This is a genomic window from Mycoplasma sp. P36-A1, assembly GCF_049478495.1.
Lineage (GTDB): Bacteria > Bacillota_I > Bacilli_A > JAJDGJ01 > JAJDGJ01 > P36-A1.
Window position 1 is genome coordinate 99,567 of record NZ_CP168083.1, and the last position, 23,927, is coordinate 123,493.

22 protein-coding genes and 1 riboswitch are annotated in these 23,927 nt (G+C 26.2%); of the genes, 21 read left to right on the forward strand and 1 reads right to left on the reverse strand.

Going from position 1 to position 23,927, the window contains the following annotated elements:
• Positions 1 to 534: 534 nt before the first annotated feature.
• The 16 genes from ACD762_RS00455 to ACD762_RS00530 all read left to right on the forward strand — a co-directional run bounded on the left by ACD762_RS00455 (position 535) and on the right by ACD762_RS00530 (position 18,987).
• Entirely contained in the window at positions 535 to 2,277 is a 1,743-nt protein-coding gene (locus ACD762_RS00455) for an FAD-dependent oxidoreductase (RefSeq protein ID WP_423363852.1), read from the forward strand.
• A 576-nt stretch (positions 2,278 to 2,853) separates the two neighbouring features.
• The gene (locus ACD762_RS00460) at positions 2,854 to 3,687 is read left to right on the forward strand and encodes a putative glycoside hydrolase (protein WP_423363853.1); all 834 of its coding nucleotides are present in this window, start codon (positions 2,854 to 2,856) and stop codon (positions 3,685 to 3,687) included.
• Between the two features lie 17 nt (positions 3,688 to 3,704).
• Positions 3,705 to 4,589, forward strand: coding sequence for a hypothetical protein (locus ACD762_RS00465; RefSeq protein WP_423363854.1), 885 nt, complete (start codon positions 3,705 to 3,707; stop codon positions 4,587 to 4,589).
• A 16-nt stretch (positions 4,590 to 4,605) separates the two neighbouring features.
• Entirely contained in the window at positions 4,606 to 5,517 is a 912-nt protein-coding gene (locus ACD762_RS00470) for a hypothetical protein (protein WP_423363855.1), read from the forward strand.
• Entirely contained in the window at positions 5,507 to 7,345 is a 1,839-nt protein-coding gene (locus ACD762_RS00475) for a DUF2194 domain-containing protein (RefSeq protein ID WP_423363856.1), read from the forward strand. Before ACD762_RS00470 ends, ACD762_RS00475 begins: the two co-directional genes overlap by 11 nt.
• 1 nt (position 7,346) lies before the next feature.
• Positions 7,347 to 8,756 carry a GT4 family glycosyltransferase PelF gene (gene pelF / locus ACD762_RS00480; protein WP_423363857.1) on the forward strand — a complete coding sequence of 470 codons (1,410 nt, stop codon included), beginning with the start codon at positions 7,347 to 7,349 and terminating at the stop codon, positions 8,754 to 8,756.
• Positions 8,756 to 10,234: an exopolysaccharide Pel transporter PelG gene (pelG, locus tag ACD762_RS00485; RefSeq protein WP_423363858.1), complete on the forward strand. Its 1,479-nt coding sequence runs from the start codon at positions 8,756 to 8,758 to the stop codon at positions 10,232 to 10,234. Before pelF ends, pelG begins: the two co-directional genes overlap by 1 nt.
• A gap of 109 nt (positions 10,235 to 10,343) precedes the next feature.
• Positions 10,344 to 10,445: riboswitch (SAM riboswitch) on the reverse strand.
• A gap of 150 nt (positions 10,446 to 10,595) precedes the next feature.
• Entirely contained in the window at positions 10,596 to 11,957 is a 1,362-nt protein-coding gene (gene ffh, locus ACD762_RS00490) for a signal recognition particle protein (RefSeq protein WP_423363859.1), read from the forward strand.
• Between the two features lie 14 nt (positions 11,958 to 11,971).
• Positions 11,972 to 12,610 (forward strand): C39 family peptidase, encoded by a 639-nt coding sequence (locus ACD762_RS00495; protein WP_423363860.1) that lies wholly within the window; start codon positions 11,972 to 11,974, stop codon positions 12,608 to 12,610.
• Positions 12,611 to 12,712: 102 nt separating this feature from the next.
• Positions 12,713 to 13,315 (forward strand): nitroreductase family protein, encoded by a 603-nt coding sequence (locus tag ACD762_RS00500; protein ID WP_423363861.1) that lies wholly within the window; start codon positions 12,713 to 12,715, stop codon positions 13,313 to 13,315.
• A 112-nt stretch (positions 13,316 to 13,427) separates the two neighbouring features.
• A complete protein-coding gene (locus ACD762_RS00505; protein ID WP_423363862.1) occupies positions 13,428 to 14,039 on the forward strand; it encodes a hypothetical protein in 612 nt (203 codons plus the stop codon).
• Between the two features lie 116 nt (positions 14,040 to 14,155).
• Complete coding sequence (locus ACD762_RS00510; RefSeq protein WP_423363863.1) at positions 14,156 to 15,142, forward strand: hypothetical protein; 987 nt, start codon at positions 14,156 to 14,158, stop codon at positions 15,140 to 15,142.
• Between the two features lie 71 nt (positions 15,143 to 15,213).
• A complete protein-coding gene (locus tag ACD762_RS00515) occupies positions 15,214 to 15,801 on the forward strand; it encodes a CYTH domain-containing protein (protein ID WP_423363864.1) in 588 nt (195 codons plus the stop codon).
• Positions 15,802 to 16,024: 223 nt separating this feature from the next.
• Positions 16,025 to 17,650 carry an ABC-F family ATP-binding cassette domain-containing protein gene (locus ACD762_RS00520; protein WP_423363865.1) on the forward strand — a complete coding sequence of 542 codons (1,626 nt, stop codon included), beginning with the start codon at positions 16,025 to 16,027 and terminating at the stop codon, positions 17,648 to 17,650.
• On the forward strand, positions 17,640 to 18,449 hold the full coding sequence (gene truA, locus ACD762_RS00525; protein ID WP_423363866.1) for a tRNA pseudouridine(38-40) synthase TruA: 810 nt from the start codon (positions 17,640 to 17,642) through the stop codon (positions 18,447 to 18,449). The genes ACD762_RS00520 and truA overlap by 11 nt, the downstream gene beginning before the upstream one ends.
• Before the next feature lie 19 nt (positions 18,450 to 18,468).
• On the forward strand, positions 18,469 to 18,987 hold the full coding sequence (locus ACD762_RS00530; protein WP_423363867.1) for a GrpB family protein: 519 nt from the start codon (positions 18,469 to 18,471) through the stop codon (positions 18,985 to 18,987).
• Positions 18,988 to 19,012: 25 nt separating this feature from the next.
• Here ACD762_RS00530 and ACD762_RS00535 read toward each other — a convergent pair whose 3' ends face one another.
• Positions 19,013 to 19,867, reverse strand: coding sequence for a methyltransferase domain-containing protein (locus ACD762_RS00535; protein ID WP_423363868.1), 855 nt, complete (start codon positions 19,865 to 19,867; stop codon positions 19,013 to 19,015).
• Positions 19,868 to 20,007: 140 nt separating this feature from the next.
• Between ACD762_RS00535 and ACD762_RS00540 the strand changes: the two genes are divergently transcribed.
• From ACD762_RS00540 to ACD762_RS00560, 5 genes are all read left to right on the forward strand, one after another.
• The gene (locus tag ACD762_RS00540) at positions 20,008 to 20,163 is read left to right on the forward strand and encodes a hypothetical protein (RefSeq protein ID WP_423363869.1); all 156 of its coding nucleotides are present in this window, start codon (positions 20,008 to 20,010) and stop codon (positions 20,161 to 20,163) included.
• Positions 20,164 to 20,293: 130 nt separating this feature from the next.
• The gene (locus ACD762_RS00545; protein ID WP_423363870.1) at positions 20,294 to 20,710 is read left to right on the forward strand and encodes a hypothetical protein; all 417 of its coding nucleotides are present in this window, start codon (positions 20,294 to 20,296) and stop codon (positions 20,708 to 20,710) included.
• 210 nt (positions 20,711 to 20,920) lie between these two features.
• The gene (locus ACD762_RS00550) at positions 20,921 to 23,209 is read left to right on the forward strand and encodes a heavy metal translocating P-type ATPase (protein ID WP_423363871.1); all 2,289 of its coding nucleotides are present in this window, start codon (positions 20,921 to 20,923) and stop codon (positions 23,207 to 23,209) included.
• Positions 23,210 to 23,220: 11 nt separating this feature from the next.
• Positions 23,221 to 23,562, forward strand: a complete 342-nt coding sequence (locus ACD762_RS00555; protein ID WP_423363872.1) for an ArsR/SmtB family transcription factor — start codon at positions 23,221 to 23,223, stop codon at positions 23,560 to 23,562.
• Between the two features lie 196 nt (positions 23,563 to 23,758).
• A complete protein-coding gene (locus ACD762_RS00560; protein ID WP_423363873.1) occupies positions 23,759 to 23,920 on the forward strand; it encodes a hypothetical protein in 162 nt (53 codons plus the stop codon).
• Positions 23,921 to 23,927 lie beyond the last annotated feature (7 nt).

Below are 23,927 nucleotides of genomic sequence, written 5' to 3' on the forward strand. Positions count from 1 at the left end.
TATATATGCAGTATGAATATATTATGTATATACAAGATTAAGGGTTGTTTACAAATAGAAATAGTACTATAATATATGTATAAGAAAAAACATTAGTGAATTATAATTAATCATTAATATTTCTTATATAATAATCAATCTAATTATATTTACAAAAAAATTAAAACAACTAAAATTACAAATAGAAAGAAGGTATTAATATGTTACGTCGTATTTTATCTAATATCGCTAGTCATAACTTAAGATAACAAACAAGTCAAAACGTTAATTATAGAAGAAAAGAAAGAAGTGTTAATATGTTAAAAGAAATTAAATTTATCTTACATAATGTTGTAACTCACAACTTACGCTAATATATAATGAACAAAATAAGCTATATTTACATTATTTAAAGTAAATATAGCTTTTTTTTTATGTCTTATTGCATGATGATTAATAATTCCTTAATATATTTCATAAATAATTATCATTTTTAATTAACTGATTGAACATTTATGATAAAATGAATTTATATTAAATTCAGGAGGAAACTATATGAAAAAATGGGAATGCTCAGTTTGTGGTTATATACATAACGATGTAATGCCACCACAAAACTGCCCAGTATGCAATGCAGATCAAAGCTTGTTTATCTTACTAGAAAATGAGACTGAAATAAACGACAAAACAAATTATGCAACAGATTTAGATATAGCAATTGTTGGAAGTGGTGTAGCTGGATTAACAGCTGCAATTACAGCACATCTAGATGGATTTAAAGTTGCGATATTTGAAAAAGCAGACAAAGTTGGAGGAACTAGTAAAAGATCAGGTGGTAGAATTTGGGTTCCTGGAAATCTTAAACAAATCGAACATGGACTACTAGATAATAAACAAGATTGCTTGAGATATTTTGTAAGAATTGCATATCCAGAAACATATGATCCTGGATTAGACTTCTTAGGAATAGATGAATCAAAATATAACAAGATCCTATCATATATAGATAATGCTAAAGTAATGATTGATTACTTAGAAAAAAATAAAGTTCTAAAATATGATATAGATATTAATCATAATAATGAAGCATATACAGATTATGTTGAAAATATAGTAGAAAATAAAAGTATTAGAGGAAGAAGTGTAGTAACTTTAGATAAAGATAGTAAACCACAAATGGGTAATGGATTAGTCAAACTATTACATGATTTTTTAATTAAAGAAAAAGTAGAAATTCATTTAGAATCAAGAGTTGAAGATATTATCCTAGAAAATAACCAAGTTAAAGCAATCGTAGTAAACAATCAAATTGTTAAAACAAAAGAAGGTGTAATCTTTGGTAGTGGTGGTTTTTCAAAAAATAAAGATTTAATGGAAAGATTTCAAACAGGTATTCACTATGGTGGATGTGCCGTTAAAGAAAACACTGGAGATTTAGTGGAAATAGCACAAAAGCATAATTTGCCTTTAGGACATATGAATAATGCATTTAGAGCACAAAGTATCTTAGACTTTTATCGTGCAAATCCAGATGGTAGCTCAAACATGTTTTACACAGTAGGAGATAGTGTTATACAAGTAAATAAATTTGGAAAACGTGTAATGAATGAAAAAAGAGGTTACAATGATCGAACAATGAAACACTTTGTTTTTGATGAAAATTATGCAGGTTATCCAAATAGATTTATGTATTTAATATTCGATCAAAGAACAGCTGAAATGTGGGCAGGTTTTCCACCATACAGTGCAACCAATATTGCTGATGCACCACATGTCTTAAGTGGTGAAACAATAGATGAACTATCAGAGCATTTAGCATTACATATTGGAGATATCGGTCATACAATAAAAGATTATGTATTAGATGATGATTTTAATGAAAATTTAAAAGAAACAGTAGAAAGATTCAATGAATTTGCTAGAACAGGAGTAGATAAAGATTTCAAACGAGGAGAAAGCAATTACGATTTGGAATATCCAACATTTCCTCCAACAAATCCTAATACAAAGCACAAACTAAATACTAGTAAAAATCCAAGTATGTACCCAATTAGTGATAAAGGACCATATTATGCTATAATTCTAGCAGCAGGAACTCTAGACACAAATGGTGGAGTAATAACAAATGAGCATGGACAAATACTTAATAACAATAATGAAGTAATAAAAGGATTATATGGAGCAGGAAACTGTATATGTGGAATAGGTAGAAATTCATATGCAGGTGCCGGTGCAACATTAGGACCTGCAATGACTTATGGATACTTAGCAGTAAAAGATATTAAAAATAAGCAATAATAGTAAAAATCAAAAGACAAGAAAAAGTTCTTGTCTTTTTTTTACATCAATATAAAAATAATAAATAGGATAGTTATAAAATTATTAAACAAATTTATTATAAGAAAAAATTTTAAAAAAAGGTGTTTATAAATACACAAAAGATACATAAGGTTAATTATTAAAATATAGATAAAAATAATACGATAAGTATCAATATAAATAATATTGTTAAAAATACAAACTAAAATAGTTAATATATAATTAGTAAGAAATCATCTGCTTAAAGGGTTATTTCTTTTTTTATTTTAATACAAATAATATAATTATAATATATCAACAACAAGTAAAAAATGAACTTAATTAGACGATAATAATAAATAGACAGTTTTCGAATAAAAATTGACTAATTGCAACATTAGAATCAATAAGAAAACATCAAATATTAAATATCGTGTTACGTTTGTTAGTGTAAAAATAGTGTGATAGAATCGTATAAAGTATTACTTTTAAGACAAAACGCTTAATAAATATACTTTTCTAATAACCAATTATTTACATTGTATTAACTTTAAAATTGAGAAAAAGGTGTGAGAAATGACAGGAAGAAAAAATATACAAATAGCAATTGTTTTACTTGTTATAGTTTTAATTTTTATAGCGACTGTACTATCAAACACAAAAAAGGAAAATAAATTAATGAATATCCAAAAAAGCGAATTATTTAAAGTGTATTATGGAATAGAATCAGATGAGGCAATAACAGAATTAAAAAAATATGATTATGTAATTGTAGAACCACTAAATTGGACAAATCTAGGTATTAAGAAAATTAGAGATTCTAATACTAAAGTGTATGGTTATTTAGATGTATTAGAATATGATCCATCAAAGTATGAATATGAAATAATGAAATATGCCTTATTAATCAATGAAAAACAAATAAAAATAGAAAAATGGAATACTGTAATAATGGATATAAGGATAAAAGAATTTCAAAATTTCTTAATAAAATTTACAAATGATAATATTTCTGAAAAAATATATGATGGTATATTTTTAGATACAATAGGAGATGTTGATGATTATTTAAACAATCATAAAAAAGAACAAAACGAAATGCAAGATGCCTTAGCTCAATTTTTAATAAAATTAAAAAAAGAAACAAACACAAAAATACTAATTCAAAACTGGGGATTTACAACTTTTAAAAATCATACCAAAGACTATGTTGATATGATACTTTGGGAAGATTTTGTAAATGATAAAATTAGAAATGATGAGTGGTCTTTAAATTGGATTAAATATTTTCAAGAAAACAATGTAAAAGTATTAACAATTATTAGAACAGAAGAGGATGCAAAATATTCAAGATCACTTGGATTTGATTACAGCATTAATCCAAATGATATATATGATAATTTAGATTAGAAAAGGGGAGAATAATAATGGAAAATAATGTAAAACCAACAAAAAGAAAAATAATAGAAATAGTAATCATAATAGGTATAATTACAATATTATTTATACTTATTCCACAGATACCAAAAGAATTAGAATATTACATATTACTAGTAAGTGTGGTATTTTTTGCAAGTTACTATGGGATATATATAGGAATTATAGCTTTAAGTTTAAGTTTAGCATCTCAAATGTTGCTTGGTATAACAAGACATGAAGATTTGTTACTATATTTTTGGGATAGTACATATTTATTTCAATTACTAACATTAGTAGTTTTAACATACCTTTGTGGATCAATGGCAACTGCCAAAGTAGAACAAAAAGCCTACAATAAAGATGAAAATTTTGAGTTGTCATTAGAAAATAGCGAATTAAAAAAAGCTATAAACCAACTTAATGTAACAAAAGATAAATTAAAAAACAAAGTATTAGTATATGATAATCAAACAGGAAAAATGTTTGATATGCTTACAACATTTCAACAAACACCAAATAATAATCTACAAAAAACAGCTTTAGAAATACTTAGCTCAGAACTAGATTTTAAAGATGTAGTAATATATGAACAAAATAATCAAAGCGATAATTGGAAAACAGCACATTTAATCAGCGATAAAGAAAAACAAGAAATAGAAATAAGCAATAAACTAATAGAATTAATGAATGAAGATAGATTACCAATAGTGCCATTACTAGATAATGATACTAAAACAATATTGTTAGGACCAGTTTATGAAAATGACAAATTAAAATATGTAATTGCAATAGATGATGTAGACATAGCTAATATAAGTTCAGAACACTTTACTTTATTTTCAATGTTTACTAAAATCTATGGTTTAAGACTAGGTTTAAAAGATAAAAACTAAAATAGGAGGTTATATTATGATTTATCTAGCAATAACAATTTATATTATATGTATACTCCTATTCTTCAAGATAAAAAGTAAAAATAAAAATATACCAAGAAATATAGTAAGTTATAGTATTTTAGTAGCAATAATATTTCCAGTACTAGGAATATTTTTAGGTATGTATCTATTGAATATAAATCAAGACGATATACATGAAGAATGGTTAAAAAAATATGATGATTTATTAATAAAAGATTTCATTAACTATACAGATTTAACATATAGAGCTAAACTAGACCAGGACATTACACCTATAATAGATGGTCTAAATCTAAAAGATCCACAATTAGCAAGACACCTATTATTAGAATTAGCTTCAGGTAGAGTAGAAAATGAAGGTAAATATATCAAAGCAGCTCTTAAAAGTAAAAATAAAGATATAGTACACTATTCAGCAACAATGTTTGTAAACTTAATAAATAAATATCATTTAAGATTAGCGGAGTTATATACAGAATATGATAATAATAACAACAATCTAGATACAGCAATCAAAATATGTGATGTATACCAAAGATTATTATCAAGTCATTTATTATATCCAGAAGACTATACAAGGAAAGTAAATGATTATTATGATTTTATAATACCATTAGTAAAAGATAATCCAGATAACATAGAAATAAAAAATTACTACTTATTACTTTTAATGAATAGTAAAGAATTTACAAGAGCAAAAAAAATCGCTTTAAATATGTTAGAAACAAATAATCATGATGATTATACTAAATTCCATTTAATGAAAATTGCACTGTACCAAAAAGATTGGAATTTAGTAAAAACATGTATAAAAGAACTAAATACAAATGAAGCAAATAAATTATCAGAAAAAGATCATCGGTTGTTATTAGTTGTAGAAAGAGAGGTAAAACATGGAACATAAAATAAAAAGAATAATTGTCGGAGTATTGTTTGTATCAATCTTTTTTAGTGCTGCAATATTATTATATCGTTCAGATAAAATATACCAAGATGTATTTACCGAAACAGCACCAATTAAAAAAACATCAAAACTATATAATACTGATATACAAACAGAAAATAGCCAAGATAAGCAAAAAGTATATTTTGCAAAGTCAGAATATCCTGAAAACAAAGAGATCAAAACAAATATAAAATACGCCTTAAAAAATGCTAAAATACAATACGGTAATGTAAATTTGAGTAGATTAGATAAGATATCTAATCCAGAATACTCAATTGTAGCATTAAGTCAAAACACTCTGACAGAAAGTGAAATAAGTGACTTGTATTACTATATAGAAAAAGGTGGTAGAGTAATCTTTTTACAATATATCTTAAACATAGAGGATTCAAAACTAAAAACCATAACAGGAATAGACAAGGTAGGTAGTTATGAAACCAACCAAGGACTAGATTTCAAATACGATATTTATCCAGGGTATTCAAATGTAGATGATACTGATAGTGATGCCTTTATTTACTCAACAAGAGCAGTAGAGCTAAGTAAGACAACTACTAGAATAATAGATAGTCAAAACAATCCATTAATATGGATGAATAGCTTTGGTAAAGGTAAAGTAATATATTGGAATAATGTAAACATAAATGACAAACTAAAAAGAGGACTAGCAATACAAACAATGGGAATAATGATGCCTTCATTTGTAACAGGTCATGCCGGTTTAAAAGTAATGCATATAGATGACTTTCCAGCACCAATTCCAGGAAATGAAACAAATGTTTTAGATGGTAAAACAAAAATGCCTGTAGCAGAATTTTATGAAGATTATTGGTGGAATGATATGTACAATACTGCCAAGAAGTATAACATCAAGTATACAGGAGCAATAATAGGAACCTATGAAAATAAAGTAGAAAATATATCTGAAATATTTACAACGATGAAACACACACTTATAAAATATGGAAGATTATTATTAAATATGAATAGTGAACTAAGTGTACATGGATATAATCATGAACCACTACTATTAAAAGATGATCCTGTAGATAAAGCTTTAGGATATACACCTTGGACATCACAAAAAGCTATGGAAAAAGGTCTTACAGAATTAAAAACAACACTTAAAAAAATCTTTTCACAAACTGACATCAAGACATATGTAGCCCCTTCAAATATTTTATCTGAAACAGGTGTAGATGCACTAAACAATGTATTTCCGAAGTTAGAAACAATAGCTGGATTATATTTTGGAAGCAAAGAACAAAGTAACTATGTAACAGAGTTTGAAGCACATGATAGATATAAAAATATATTCTTATTTCCAAGAACACTATCAGGATATGAATTTACAGGTTATAACCAATACAGCTTAGTAGATGTATCGGCTAATATGGGAGTAATATCACATTTTATTCATCCAGATGATGCATTTGATTTAAAAAGATCTAATGGACTAACTTGGAAAGAACTATCAAGTGAGTATGAAAAGATGCAAGAATTTATAAAAACAAGATATCCATTTATGGAAAGTTACACTCAAGAAGAAGCAACAAAATATTTAAAAGAATATTTAAGTGGTGATTTTGATGTAATAACCAAAAATAATATAATTACAATATATCAACATAACATGCCAATAGAAAGTTCATTCGTAATAAGAGTAGAAGATAATAAAGAACCAGTTATTAAAAATGGGAAAGCAGAAATAGTAAAAATGAATGACAATCTATGGGCAATAAATGCAGATATTCCAGTACTAGAAATTGAACTAAAGGAGCGTTAATATGAAAATAGGAATAATCGCAGAAGGATGCTATCCCTATGTAACAGGTGGAGTATCAAGCTGGATACAACAAATAGTAACTAATATGCCCCAACATGAATTTTATATTTATGCAATTTCTCCTTCAGAAGAAATACAAAAAAATAAATATGAATTACCTAGTAATATAAAAAAAGTAACTCAAATACCACTAGTACAATATGAATATCCTAGAAAAGAAAACAAAATAAAAATCACTGCTTTAGAAAAGGAACTCTTAAAAAACTGGATGAGGTTCAAAAACATAAATAGTGAAATATATAAATTATTAAATGATACTAGTAAAGTAGGCTATACTCAAGACTTTTTGCACAGTGAAATATTTTATGAACTAGTTACACAAATATACAAAGAAGAAAACAGAACAGAACCATTTATAGAATATTTTTGGACATGGAAAAATATTATGAGTCCACTACTGCAAGTAATACAAACAAAAATAGACGATGTAGATGTCTTACATGCAGTATCAACCGGTTATGGAGGAGTATTTGCAGCTAATCATAGTTATCTTAATCAAATACCATTAATACTATCAGAACATGGTATATACTCAAGAGAAAGAGAAGAAGACATCTTACAATTTGATTGGATACCAGTAATATTTAAAGATATATGGATAAAATTTTACCATCAACTATCATTAATGAGCTATCATCAAAGTAACCAAATAACATCGTTGTTTGAAGAAAATGCCCAATATCAAATAGAAAAAGGAGCAGAAAGTAATAAAATTACAATACTACCAAATGGAGTAAATGTAGAGATGTTATCCAACATCAAAAGACATCAATTCAATAAGGATAAAATAGAATTAGGAGCAATAATTAGATTTGTAAGTATAAAAGATATAAAAACAATGATCTATACTTGTGATCAATTAAGATACTTAAAAGTACCATTTCATTTAACATTAATAGGACCAACAGAAGAAAATAATGAATACTATGAAGAATGTCTAGATTTAATAACATCACTTCAATTAAATAATCAAATTACAATTACAGGAGAAGCTGATATAAAAGACTATCTACCTAAAATAGATTTATTGTTACTTTCAAGTATTTCAGAAGGACAACCATTATGTATACTTGAGGGAATGGCAGTTGGTATTCCTTCAGTAACAACAGATGTAGGTTCGTGTGTAGAAATACAAAGTGGTACTAAAGATGATAATATTGGAAGCAGTGGTTTTGCCTGTAATCCAGTAAGTCCAACTCAAAAAGCAGAAAAAATAAAATACTTATATGATAATCCTGAATTTTTAATAAGTATGGGTGATGCCGGAAAAGAAAGAGTCAGAAACCATTATAATGTTAAAGATATGTTGAAATCAATAAATGACTTATATGAAAGAGCAGGTGTTAACTAATGGCAGGTAATCAGTATTCATTAAAAAGAATAACTAAAGAAAAATTTGCATCAAAGCAACTTAATATCTTTGCTTTTACCATAGTTAATAACATAGGTAGTTGGCTTGCAATTATGAGTACAGTACTAATAATAAGATACTTTATATTAAAGTATCATATAGCTGATACTTTAGAAGTAAACTTATTTACTGTATGCATAACTTATAGCTTTGTCTTTGGACAATTGATAACAAGTTTCTTTCAAACAGTATTTTCAAGGCATCTATCAGATAATCTATATAATAAAGATGCAACCAATATTCAACCAAATATGATAGGAATAATAAAAACCAATATAATAATAGCATTATTATTATGGCTAATATTTCTAACATTTTCAAAGTTAACACCAGTCACTAATGTTCTAATACTATTATTATTTCTTCAAGTTGTATACTTTTTAACCGTACAACCAATAATGGCATCAATAGGAATTACAAAATATGGAGTGCTATTTTTAATTGTTGGAATGATAATTGCAACGATAACAATGTTTGTATCACTGTATATGAATCTTAATTTCAAATTAGATTATGAAGTAGCTATAATGCTACTATCATTCATATTAGGAATTTCGCTATGTAATATACTTCAAACAATATCAATATTTAAAAGAACAAAATATGGTAAAACAGAAGCAGAATATTCATGGTTAGAAAGTTTTGATAAATATAAAGATCTAAGGTATGTAAGTTTACTATATACACTTGGTATGTGGATACCTAATATCTTATATTGGTTCAGTCAAGATAGTACAACACTACTAGGAAGTTTTAGAGTAAATATAGTCTATGATACATCAGTATTTATCGGATATTTAATCATAATACCAACATATTTAAGTTTCTTTATGGCAATAAATAGTAAAGTTTTCCCAGTCTTTAGAAAGTTTTTAACTTTTGTAAATAAAGGCGGAACCTTGGAGATGATAGAGCACACCAAAAATTATCTTAATAAACTACTATTAAATGAATTAGAAAGAACATTTAGATTACAATCAGTTATAAGTATCATAGCTTTAACAATAATATGGATATATTCATCACAAAATATATTCTTCTCATTAAACTCTTCAATACTACAATTAGTAATAATAGGAACAACATTAAATGGATTCATATTAATACTAATTATGATGAATATGTATTTAGATAATCAAAAAGGAGCTTTAAAGATTTCAAAAATATTTTGTATAACAAATATCCTTGCAAGTATAATTACATATCTTTTATTTAAAGAAGGAGCATATGGATTAAACCTAATAATAAGTGGTGTGATAAGCTTCTCATATGGAATGATTATCCTATATAAATATATCGAGAAAATAGATTGTAAATTATTTACCTTTGAACAAACATCAGTAAAAAATGGTAGAATGAGTATGTTGTATCACAAAATATCACATAACATAATAAATAATCAAACAAATAAAAATTAAAAAACCAGCCTTAGCTGGTTTTTATGAAAACTATTAGTGTTAATTTAAGGGTTTTCGTACAGACATCAAAAAAGTAGCTTTGAATGAAAGCTACTTTAAATTACTTATTAAAGCATCTTTCAGAAATATCTTTCTGCAGGATTTAGCACCTTACTTAATGCAGGCTGCTGAGATTTCATAGGGCCTGTCCCTCCATCTCTCATGATGTCTACAAGAATAATAACATATAATATTAAAATAATCAATGCTTAATTATAAAGAATCTAAAAAAAACAGGATACTTACCAATGTTGTACATTGTGAATGTGAACTGTAAATGATATAATGTATAGGAAAAAAATAAACAAAAGGTGGTGTTTTAATGGCATTTGAAAATCTGTCTGATAGACTTCAAAATTCACTTAAAAAAATAAGAGGAAATAATAAATTAACACAGGATAACATGGATGAAATGTTCCGTGAAATTAGACTAGCACTATTAGAAGCAGACGTTAACTTTAAAGTTGTAAAAGAATTTATCGCAAACATTAAAGAAAAGGCTTTAGGTCAAGATGTTATAAATCAACTTAATCCAAGCCAAATGGTTGTAAAAATAGTAAACGATGAATTAATACATTTATTTGGAGATTCATTAGAAGAAATTAAATTTAAATCAAGTGGTATAACGGTATTAATGATGGTTGGACTACAAGGAGCAGGTAAAACAACAACAACTGGGAAACTTGCGAACTTATTAAGAAAAGAATATTCAAAAAAACCATTACTAATTGCAGCCGATGTTTATCGTCCTGCAGCAATAGATCAATTAGAAACTGTTGGTAAACAACTTGATGTACCAGTATTCTCAATGGGTCAAATAGATCCAAGAGAAATTGTAAAAGAAGGTTTTGAGTATGCTAAAAATAATGGTAATGATTTAGTAATAGTCGATACAGCTGGTAGACTACACTTAGATGAAGTATTGATGCAAGAACTAGTAGATTTAAAACAAATAATAAAACCAGATGAAATAATGTTAGTAGTTGACTCATTAACAGGACAAGATGCAATTAATGTTGCTAAATCATACAATGATCAACTTGGTATTACCGGGGCAATACTAACTAAATTAGATGGAGATTCACGTGGTGGAGCTGCACTATCAATTAAGCATGTTACAGGAGTTCCAATTAAATTTATAGGTACTGGTGAAAAATTAGATCAAATAGATACATTCCACCCAGATAGAATGGTAAGCAGAATGCTTGGTATGGGTGATGTTATTAGTTTAATCGAAAAAGCATCAAATGTAATAGATGAAGATTCCGCAAAGAAAACAGCAGATAAAATGATGGATGGATCATTTGATTTAGAAGATATGTTAAACCAAATGGAACAAGTAGGTAAACTTGGATCATTAGGAGGAATTGCTAAAATGATTCCTGGAATGCCAAAACTTAGTGATGAAGATGAAGAAAAAGCTAATGTTAAATTAAAGAAAACAAGATCAATAATTCAATCAATGACACCATATGAAAGAAAAAATCCACAACTGATAAAAGCAAGAAGAAAAGATCGAATTGCTAAAGGTAGTGGAACAAACAATATGGAAATTAATAAAGTATTAAAAGAACATGAAAGCATGAAGAAAATGATGAAACAAATGAGTGGTATGATGGGTAATGGAAAAATGCCTAAAAACATGAAAGATATCAAAAAGATGCTTGGAGGAATGAACTTTTAGAAAAGTTCATTTATATGAAATATTTTAAAAGAGGAGTATTAATATTACTAACTATATTTTTAGTATTAAATCTACTATTAGCAATAGGCTTAAAAGTATCAAATAGTAATATTACACTATTTGATATATATAAGCAAAAACTTCCTTTAAAAGATAACATAGAAGTAAAATACTCTAATACATTTTTAAGTGAAAAAATTAGTAGCTTTCCTATGCAAGAATATAATGAGTGTTCAGGTTATGCTACAGCCTACAATCTAAGAACACGTAATATAAAAGTAAATTCCAAAAAAGTATATGAAGAAATGAAATACAAACTAGGAAATGGTTATGTGCTTCCAGAGAGCATTAGTAATTACTTAGAAGAAAAAGGGTTTAAAATAACATTAAATCAAGGTAGTTTTAAACAACTAAAAACTAGACTAAATAAAGGTTTTCCAATAATAGTATTAATTGGAGAAGGTCTGAAATGGCAACACTATGTAAATGTTGTAGGATATGATGAAAACAATGTTTATTTATATGATTCATTAGTAAAAAATCAAACTAATAAATATTATAATAGAAAACTTAATAATAAAGTATTTTTAAAATATTGGGATAATAAACTACCAATGTTTAATAATATATACTATACAATAGAAGATCACTAAAAAGTGGTCTTTTTTCTTATGAAAATAAATATAAAGTGATTTATTTGAATGAATAGCATAATTATTTTATGATAAATATATAACATAAAAGGAGTAATAGATATGGAAAAATTAAACGAATTTATAAAATTAATACAAAAAAGAAGAACCATAAGAAGCTTTACAAATGAAAGTATAGATAGAGACATATTAGAAACAATAATGGAGAGTGGAATATATGCTCCTAGTGCTAGAAATTTACAAAGTTGGCATTTTAGTGTCATTACAAATCCAAAAGTACTAGAAGAAATAAAAAAAAGACAAATAGAAGATCTAAACAGTATGGTGAACTCTAAAGACATTGCAATTAAAACAAAAGGTGAAACAATAAAAAAATTAATAAGTAAAATGCCTTCAGAAGATTTATTATATAATGCACCATGCTTAATTGTAGTAAGTGCTGAAATGAATAATAAATTTTCAGAGTTTGATTGCGGACTTGCAACCGAAAATATTTTACTAGCTGCAGAATCATATAAATATTCAACATGCATATCAGCTACAAGTACCTTGTTTTTAGCAAGTGAAAGCCAAAAAGAATTTAAGACAAGACTTAAAATACCAAATAACTTTACTCCAATAACAGGAATATTATTAGGTAAAACAAAACAAGATAATCCTATTGCACCAGATAGAGATGATTCTAAAGTATCATACATAAAATAATAAAAAATTAAGTTATACAAAGAATACCACTAAAATTAAATAAATATAATTTTAGTGGTATTTCTCTATAATAATATGTAAATATATTAACAATAATGCAAAGGAGCAGTTTATGAAAAATGAAAATAAAATACTACAAAGTATAGCATTTTGCTACTTAATAATAGGTATCTATCAAATATATTTTATGCATCATTTTGCATCAAAGTGCATTGAAGTCTTGAAAGTTAGTCCAATAATGAGTATTAATAATAAACTATTTCCAATAATAATAAACATAAAGAGTTTTGATGCTTCACAAATAAACATCTATAATTTAACAATACCAATTTCAATATTAATTGCAGGAGTAATATATTATTATATATATAGGTTAGAAAGATATGATAAAAAGTTAAAAAGAAAAATATTAAAAGATTATAGTAGATATAAAATAATATTAATAGTAAGTATTTTGTTAATAATTATCTATCAAGCGTATTATACATATAATATTAGTCTTAGTGATACTTATGATAATTCATTCAATACCATCAATAATATTAGTTTTATACCACCATTTAGATTACAGTTTTATATTGAAAATTTGAAAATAGTATTAATAACACATAACTATACATTAGTAATATTACTAATATCTTACCTAATAATACTAATAAAAATAGTTAAAAGCAAAAAACATGAAAATACACAAAGACAACATAATCGAAACAATATGCACTAAGACAAATGATTATAAATACTTACCTTCATATTTATGGAATAAAATTAACCTAAATATAACATAAACATTTACTTTCAGTAAAATAAAGCTTATAATTTACTAAAAGAGGTGTATATATGAAGAAAATAATACTTGCATTGTTAATGACAATCTTAATAACAGGATGTTGTGATGATAATGTGAAACTAGAAGAAATTAATTTAAATCAATTAAACGAAAGCACAACATTACTAAGCAATATAGAAACTAAAGAACTAACAAATATTTGCCAAAGTTATGAACATGCTGAAAATAGAAATCTTTATGATTCAAAATACTTTATAAAACAAAATACAAATAGAATAGAAGTATATGCAATCATAAACAATAACTGTAAAATAATAAGAGTGATAAAAACAAAAGAGAAATTACAACAAATAAGAGAGTATGAAGACTACTCATTATTTTCAACGAGTAATCATTTATATAAAATTAGTGAAAGTGGCATAATAGAATTTGGAAAATATAATTTAGTTAGCGATTTTGAAGTAGTAGACAATACAATAATCTTTTCATCAGATTACAATGAAGAAAAAAGAACTAACACTCTTGTATATATTGATAACAATAATAAAGAAACAGTAATGGTTATGGAAACTAATGAATCTAAATTGCAGTCGATAACATTAACCGAAAAGAATGTGGTAATATCATATACAAGTGATTTTTTAGGTAGAAATATCGCATCATTTTATGGACTTGGACAACCAGGAATATTGAATAATATTAAAAGAAGCACTTCAACATTCGATTTAGGAAAAAGTTATAACACCAATAGAGAAAAGAAAGATACTTTTAAAAATATTTATAAATATGCATATCATGTAGATAGCCAACTTCAGTGTGATGATGAAATTACAAAATGTTACTATTTTGATATAGAACCAATAACATTCAATAACTATTATTCAGTAAATGAAATAAATAATAAAACATATATAATAGATAAGAAAAATAAGTTATATAGTGAATTACCTTTAAATGATAATGATAAAGTCGAATTAGATGGTAATCAAATAATTGTAATAAACAGTAAAAGTATTACAACTTATAACATGGAATAAAAATAATGTAGTTACAAGGCCTTAATAAAATAAGTTATGTTACAATAATTAAAAGAGAGGTCAGTGAAATTATGGAAAATGTAGAAATTGAATATAAAATGCTTCTAACAAAAGAACAATATAATCTAATAAAAGAAGACATAAAAAGTAAAGCAGAAAAAATAGAACAAACAAACATCTATTTTGATACCAAAGATCGTCAATTAGCAGCTAAAAAACAAGCGTTAAGAATTAGAATCGCAATGCCTAAAGGATATGAGTTAACCTTAAAAGAAAAAAGAGAAAAAGACCAATTAGAACACAACTTTGATATAAGTAGTGATGATTATAATTTAATATTAGCACATCCTGATGAAGGAATAAGTGAGTATTTACCAAATCTTTCAAAGGGAATTATAGTTTTAGGACAACTTAAAAATACTAGATTAGAATGGCATACAGAACAAGGTACATTTGCATTAGATCATAGTAAATATAATGGAATAGAAGATTATGAAATAGAATTTGAAGCTAAAGACTATGAAAGTGAAAATGTTCTAGTAAGTCTATTAGAAACATACAACATACAATACAAAGCAAATCACAAAAATAAAATACAACGATTTAGTGAAACAACTAAAATAGAAGCTCTTACATCTATAAAAGCTTTTGAATTATAGAGCTAAAAAAACCTAATGTAATATTGAAATATATCGAATAATTTAATATTTAATTAGGTTTTTTGTTGCATTTTTTTAAGATAAAACAATGAAAATATTTATTTATCAATTAAAGAAACATAAATCGGTGATGTTGCACATATGGTAAACTAATTGATACATTGTAGTTGATATAAGGATATGTTATAATTATGCTGATTGTAAAAAGGGAGTGTGCTAATTAATGATAAACGTATCAAACGTATCCTTATCTTTTGGTGAGGACAAATTATTCGATAATGTAACAGTAAAATTCACAAATGGTAACTGTTATGGAATCATCGGTGCAAATGGAGCAGGAAAATCTACATTTTTAAAAATTCTTGCAGGAGAAATAGACTCAACAAAAGGGGATGTTTTCTATGAAAAAGGACAAAGAATTTCATACTTAAAACAAAACCACTTTGAATATGATGAATATAGTGTTTTAGATACTGTAATAATGGGTCATAAAGAACTTTATGATATCATGAAAGAAAAAAATGAAATCTATATGAAACCAGATTTCAGTGAAGAAGATGGTTATAAAGCAGCAGATTTAGAAGAAAAATTTGCAAATATGAATGGTTGGGAAGCAGAAGCTGATGCTGAAAAACTATTAAATGGATTACAACTTAAAGAAACAGATTACTCTAAACTAATGAAAGACTTAGTTGGAGATGACAAAGTAAAAGTATTACTAGCACAAGCATTATTTGGTGATCCAGATATCTTATTACTAGATGAACCTACTAACCACCTTGATTTCCACGCAATTAAATGGCTAGAAAGATTCATCGAAGATTTTGATAAAACAGTACTTGTAGTTTCGCATGATCGTCACTTCTTAAATGATGTGTGTACACATATTTTAGATATAGATTTTCAAAAAGCAACATTATATGTTGGAAACTATGATTTCTGGAAAGAATCTAGTGCACTTGCAACTAGAATGATGTCTGATGATAACAAGAAAAAAGAAGATAAGATCAAAGAATTGCAAGAATTTGTTGCAAGATTTAGTGCAAATGCTTCTAAATCAAAACAAGCAACATCTAGAAAGAAATTACTAGATAAAATTACACTAGATGATATTAAACCAACATCAAGAAGATACCCATTTATAGCATTACCAGCTTCAAGAAATTTAGGTGATGATGTAGTAAGTGTAGCTGATTTAAAATTAGTTGAAGATGGTGAAACTAAATTTGAAAATGTAAACTTTTCAATTCATGGAAAAGATAAAGTATATTTTCAATCAAGAAATGAAGCGTTAGTTACAGATATATTTAAAATATTAGCAGGTGAATTAGAAGCAACATCAGGAACAGTAAAATGGGGAATAACTGCGGAAAAAGATTATTTTCCAAAAGATAATACTCATTACTTTGAAGACAAATCACTTAATTTAGTTGATTGGTTAAGACAATATTCAGGTGAAGAACAAGGTGAATCATATGTTAGAGGATATTTAGGAAAAATGTTATTTAGCCATGATGAACCACTAAAAAAAGTTTCAGTACTATCAGGTGGAGAAAAGATGAGAATGATGTTTTCAAAATTAATGTTGTCTGAATCTAATACTATTATCTTAGATCAACCAACAAACCACTTAGACCTTGAATCAATTACAGCAGTAAATGATGGTTTAACAGCTTTTAAAGGTTCATTAATGTTCTCAAGTCATGACATGAGCTTTATTGAAACATTAGCTAACAAGATAATAGAAATAACACCAGTTGGTTGTGTTGTATATGAAGGTACCTTTGAAGAGTTTTTAGATAATGAAACACTTCAAGCACGTATTGATGAAATGTACAATGAAAATTAGAGACCAAAAACGTGCAAAACAATTAAAAGAAAAAAGAGAAGTTCGAGCTCAGCAACAATGCCTGAGTTCTTCTTTTGTGTATGAATTAATTGTAGCCTATGATGGATATGAATACGGCGGCTTTGCTAGACAAAAACATAAAAATACCATTCAAAATATATTAGATGCAGCAATAAGTAAATACTTGAAAATTGATGTTAAAACAACAGAGGCATCAAGAACAGATGCAAAAGTAAATGCATTAGCACAACATGTTATGATAACAACAAAAAATCAGATAAATGTAAAAGAGTTTAAATCATTTGTAAATGAAAATTTACCAAATGATATTGTAGTAAAACAAATAAATCAAAAAAACGAAAAATTTCATGTTAGATATGGTGTCAAGGACAAGACATATGAATACTTGATTTCTAAAAATGATGACATAAGATTTGTGAAAAAATCATGGTATATTACTAAAAAACTTGATATAATTAAAATGATGGAAGCAGCTAATGTACTAATTGGGAAACATGATTTTAAGAATTTTTGTGGTTCAAAAGCAACTTCTACAACTTCAATAAGAACAATAAACAGTATAAAAATACAAGAAGATGATTACTTTATTAAAATAATAATTAATGCTGATGGGTTTTTATATAATATGGTTAGACTAATAACAGCACACTTAGTTGATGTAGCGACTTCTAAAATAACAATAGATAACACAAAACTATTATTAACATTAGAAAATAAGCCAAGTAACTTAGAAAGTGCACCAGCTAAAGGTCTAACATTGTTAGAAATAAATTATTAGTAGAAAGGAATTTATGAAGATGGATCCTAAAATAGAATTACCACTTGAATTAGAACTATATAATAATGAATGGCCACAGCAATTTGAAAAAGAAAAAAAGAAATTGAATCAGTTGCATCCAACATATTTTACAAGAATTGAGCATATAGGAGCAACCTCTATACCAAAATCAAGTGCAAAGCCAATCATTGATATATTAGCAATAATTGATGGTTTTGATGAAATAGATAATATTATTTCTATTTTAAATGAGAAAAAATATGTCTTTAGTAATAAACATCGTAGTGGTAAGTACTATTACTTTATAAAACATGACAATAATAATATATTTTACAGTTTAACAGTAATGTCATCAGATAATCCTAAAGATATAAATAAATTATTATCTTTTAAAAAATTTTTAATGGAAAATCCAAAAGCAGCATCAAAATATCAATTTTTAAAAAGTGTATTATCAATTGAATATCCAGATGATCAAAATAAATATGCAAATGCTAAAGATGAATTTGTTAATGATATAAGTAAGAATTTCAAATAAAAAAAAGAGCTGCTAAGCTCTTTTTTTAGACTCTACCTATTAAAATACATAAATCTACAGTAATATAAGTAAATTTATTATCATAGATATGATTAATTGCAGCAGTATCTAAATTATTGGTTAAAGGAGTCATCTTGATTAAACAATCAAATAAATTAGAATCTAAAGCATAGTCATATTTAATATTATATGAATTAACAAAAGTAGTATTTTGTTTAAAAGTCTCAATAATCTTAGCATTATCATATGTTTTATCATCAAAAATCAATTCTCTTAATTGTACAAGATAATCAGTATTAGGAACAACTTTAATAATTAAACCATCTTTATTTAATATTCTTGAAAACTCATGATAATTAGCAGGTGATAAAATATTTAAAATAACATCTATACTTTCATTTTTTAAAGGTATTCTTGCTAAATCAGCAACCATTAATAACAAATCTGATTCATAATTAGTAGCAACCTCAATAGCTTTAGAAGATAAATCTAATCCTAAATAGCTATTAGTATCATTTAAAGAATTCGCAACTTCATTTAAGAAATAACCATCGCCACATCCAGCATCTAAAATATTAATTCTTTCATAGCAAGAAAAGTTTTCAATAATAATATCATTTATTTTATCAACTAAGGCTTTATACATTCCAGAGTTCATTATAGTATTTCGAGCATTAAAAAGAGTTAGATCATAAATTTCATTATTAACTTTATTACTTAAAGTAAGGTAACCCTTTTTATTAAAATTAAAAGTGTGCTTATTGCTACATATTAGACTTTTAGCAGCGATTTCTAAACTGCTTGAACATATTGGACAAACTAAAATATTTTCATTGTTATGATAAATATTTATGGCCTTTTCAATCTTTTTAATTTTCATACATTCACCTCATATATTAAGATTATAGCATATTATAAGGAATTATTTCAAAATTGTAATGTTTAAGAGATTATTGTAAGAAAATCTGAAAGCTTTTTTCATATAAAAGCTATATAATATATGTAAAGGAAGGTGTTAATATGGAAAAGAAACAAGTAATAAATTTAATAGTGAGTATTTTATTGTTAGCTATAATAACAGTAGGAGTAGAATTATTTACTACTAATGACAAGAGTAAATTAATACCTAACATCTCAAAAACTAGTAGTGCAAAATCTCAACAATTAAATAGTTAACTGTAAGAAAACAAATTAATGATATTCAAGCCATTCTTTTTAAGTAATGGTTTTTTTAATGTAATATATTTCTATATCTTTTATGTATTTAGTATAATCAGTACAGGGAATTAAATAGAGGGAGATATTTATGAAGAAAATATTATTAATTGCATTAAGTATTATTCTATGCTCATGTTCAGCACAAAATGATACAAAGTTAAGTTCTAATAATGAAAAAGAAAATTTAACTTTAAAGAAGTTCAATAGTGAATTACTTGTTCCAATGGGAAATGAAACAAGTCAAGAAAACTATATATTTAAAGATGCACTTATTGATTTTACTATTAAGGTAGAATCACATGAAAAAAAAGATGAGTGTTTATTTGTTGAAGGAGTATTTAATGAAAGTTTAGAATTACCAGTAAAAGCTAAAGCCTATATATGTAATATAGACTTAAAGAAAAATACAGAGCAAAAAGTAAATGGATATGTCAAAGGTTTAAAAACAATAGAGTATGATGAAAACAATCATAAAACATATCTAGTCTTAGAACATATAAACTAAATATGTAGCTTTGTTTTGTAAAAAAAGAATAGTTCTTAGATGCAAATAAAATATCTTAGCTAATATATCATTAATAGATATGTTAGCTTTTTTAAATAATATAAAAATTTACTAAAAGTAACTATATTGATTGACATGTCTTGTAGTAGTGATATAATGTAAATAACATATGAATGATTGTTCATATATAAATATGAAGAGGTGAAAATTATGGAATATAAAGTAAAAGGATTAGATTGTGCAAGTTGTGCAGCTAAAATAGAGGATGAGTTAAATAAACAATATCCTGAATCAAATGCACAAGTAAATTTCGCTAGTTGTAAAATTACAACTAATGATAATACAGTGAGTGAAAAACAAATACTAGAAATATCTAGTAAAATAGAAGAGGGCATGAGTATTGTAAGTCCAATTAAGACTTATAAATATAAAGTAGAAGGTTTAGATTGTCCAGAATGTGCTTCTAAAATAGAAGATAGTTTAAATAAACTACCTAATGTAGAAAATGCATCATTAAACTTTGCAACAAGTATCTTACAAATAACATATGATGAAAAAGATATTGATAAAATCAAAGAAGTTATTGATAAGCAAGAAGAAGGAGCAACTTTATTAGCGCTTGCAGACAGCAAGGGTAATGAAGAAGATAAACTTGATATAACACCTTTAATTAGTATAGGTGTGAGTATAATTTTAGTACTAATTGCATTATTTATGCCAGTTAGTGAGAATATAAAAACAGGAATTTATGTAATTGCCTACATTGTAGCTGGATATGACATTTTAATTAAATTAGTAAAAAATTTACTAAACAGACAATATTTAGATGAAAACTTTTTAATGGGTATCGCAACAATTGCAGCATTTGCAATTGGTGAACACATCGAAGCGATTTCTATAATGGTCTTTTATAAAGTAGGAGAATTTTTTCAAGATCTTGCAGTTAATAGATCAAGAAAGAATATTACTTCATTAATGGACATCAGACCAGATTATGCAAATTTAGAACATAATGGAAAGATAGAAAAAGTGAATCCAGAAAGTGTAAACATTAATGATATTATTGTTGTAAAACCAGGAGAAAAAATACCACTAGATGGAATTATTATTGAAGGAAACTCATTCTTAGATACTAAAGCTTTAACTGGTGAAAGTAAGGATTATGAAGTTGGTATTGATTCTAATGTTTTAAGTGGTTCAGTAAATAAAAGTGGTTTACTAAAGATAAAAGTTACAAAACAATTTTCGGATTCTACGGTTTCTAAAATACTAGATTTAGTAGAAAATGCTTCTGCAAATAAAGCACAAACAGAAAATTTTATAACAAAATTTGCAAGAGTATATACACCAACAGTTGTAGCACTTGCTGCAGTAGTTGCATTTATAGTACCATTAATACTACAACAAGATTTTAATCCATGGATATATAAAGCATTAGTATTTCTAGTTATATCTTGTCCATGTGCCTTAGTAATCTCAATTCCACTTGGCTTCTTTGGTGGAATAGGTAATGCATCAAAACATGGTATTTTAATAAAAGGTGCTAATTATTTAGAAGCACTATATGATGTTGATACAATAGCATTTGATAAAACAGGAACAATAACAAAAGGTGTTTTTGAAGTAAATAGTATTAATGAAATGAATAACTATTCAAAAGAAGAAGTTTTATACTATACAGCTAATGCGCAAGCCTTTTCTTCACATCCATTAGCAGCATCAATAAAAAAATACTATCAAAAAGATATTGATACAACTATTATAAGTGATTATCAAGATATTGCAGGACAAGGTGTAAAAGCATTAGTTAATGGTAAAGAAGTATTAGCAGGTAATGCTAAGTTGTTATATAATAATAGTATTACATTTAAAGAAGCAGATGTTGCATCAACAATTGTGTATGTTGCAATAAATAAAATATATGCTGGATATATCCTTATTGGAGATACTGTTAAAGAAAACAGTGCATCAGCACTAAAACAAATGAAACAAAATGGAATTAAAGAATTAGTAATGCTTAGTGGAGATAATGAAAAAATAGCCCAAGAAGTTGCTAGTTCAGTAGGAATAGATAAAGTATATGCACAACTATTACCAAATCAAAAAGTAAGTAAAATAGAAGAGTTACTACACAATGAACAAGGTAATGGTAAAGTAGCATATGTCGGAGATGGAATTAATGATGCTCCTGTAATTGCTAGAGCAGATTTAGGAATAGCAATGGGTGGAGTTGGAAGTGATGCAGCAATAGAAGCAGCCGACATAGTTATAATGAATGATGATTTATCAAAAATTGTAACTGCTAAAAAAATAGCTCTTAAAACAAGAAAAATTGTAAAGCAAAATATCACATTAGCAATAGTTGTCAAACTAGCATGTCTAGTATTAGGAGTTTTAGGAATGGCAGCAATATGGGAAGCAGTAATCGCCGATGTTGGAGTAGCCTTAGTAGCAATTTTAAATGCTATGAGAGTTATGAATGATAAACAAATAGATTAAGGAGTGTTAAAATGGATGTGTGCAAAGATAGTAGTGAAGTAATAGTAGTTGAAGAAATAAAACAACAACTTTTAGATATGGATTTAGCAAATAACTTAGCAGATTTTTTTAAAGTATTTTCAGATTTAACAAGAATTAGAATATTAGGATTACTATCTAAGCAGGAAGTATGTGTTCATGAAATAGCACAAATACTAGAAATGTCACAATCAGCAGTTTCACATCAACTTAAAATATTAAGAGTATCTAAATTAGTTAAATCTAGACGACAGGGAAAACATATGTTTTATTCACTAGCTGATTATCATGTGAACTCAATAATAGCCAATGGTTTAGAACACATTCAAGAATAATATACATATAGTTTATTAACTAACTAAAAACGCAAAATAATTAAAAATATTAATTGAACTTTAACAGTTAGCTAAGTCATTATTCATATATATAAACTACAATAGATAGAGTGTTAATTACAAGATAGATAGAATTTAAAATACAAAATATTGACAATAAGAACTATAGTTTAGCCCTAATTAAGGAGCATGATTTATGAATGAGGACAAGAAGATTGAACTAATATTCTTTGTCCTTGGTATTATTATCAGCATAGTTGGTTTAATAAACATAATTATAAGACCATCACTTCTAGAGGTTGCAGTTTTATTACTAGGGATTAAGATGATCAATGATACTAGTGTTAGATTAAAATAACATAGTA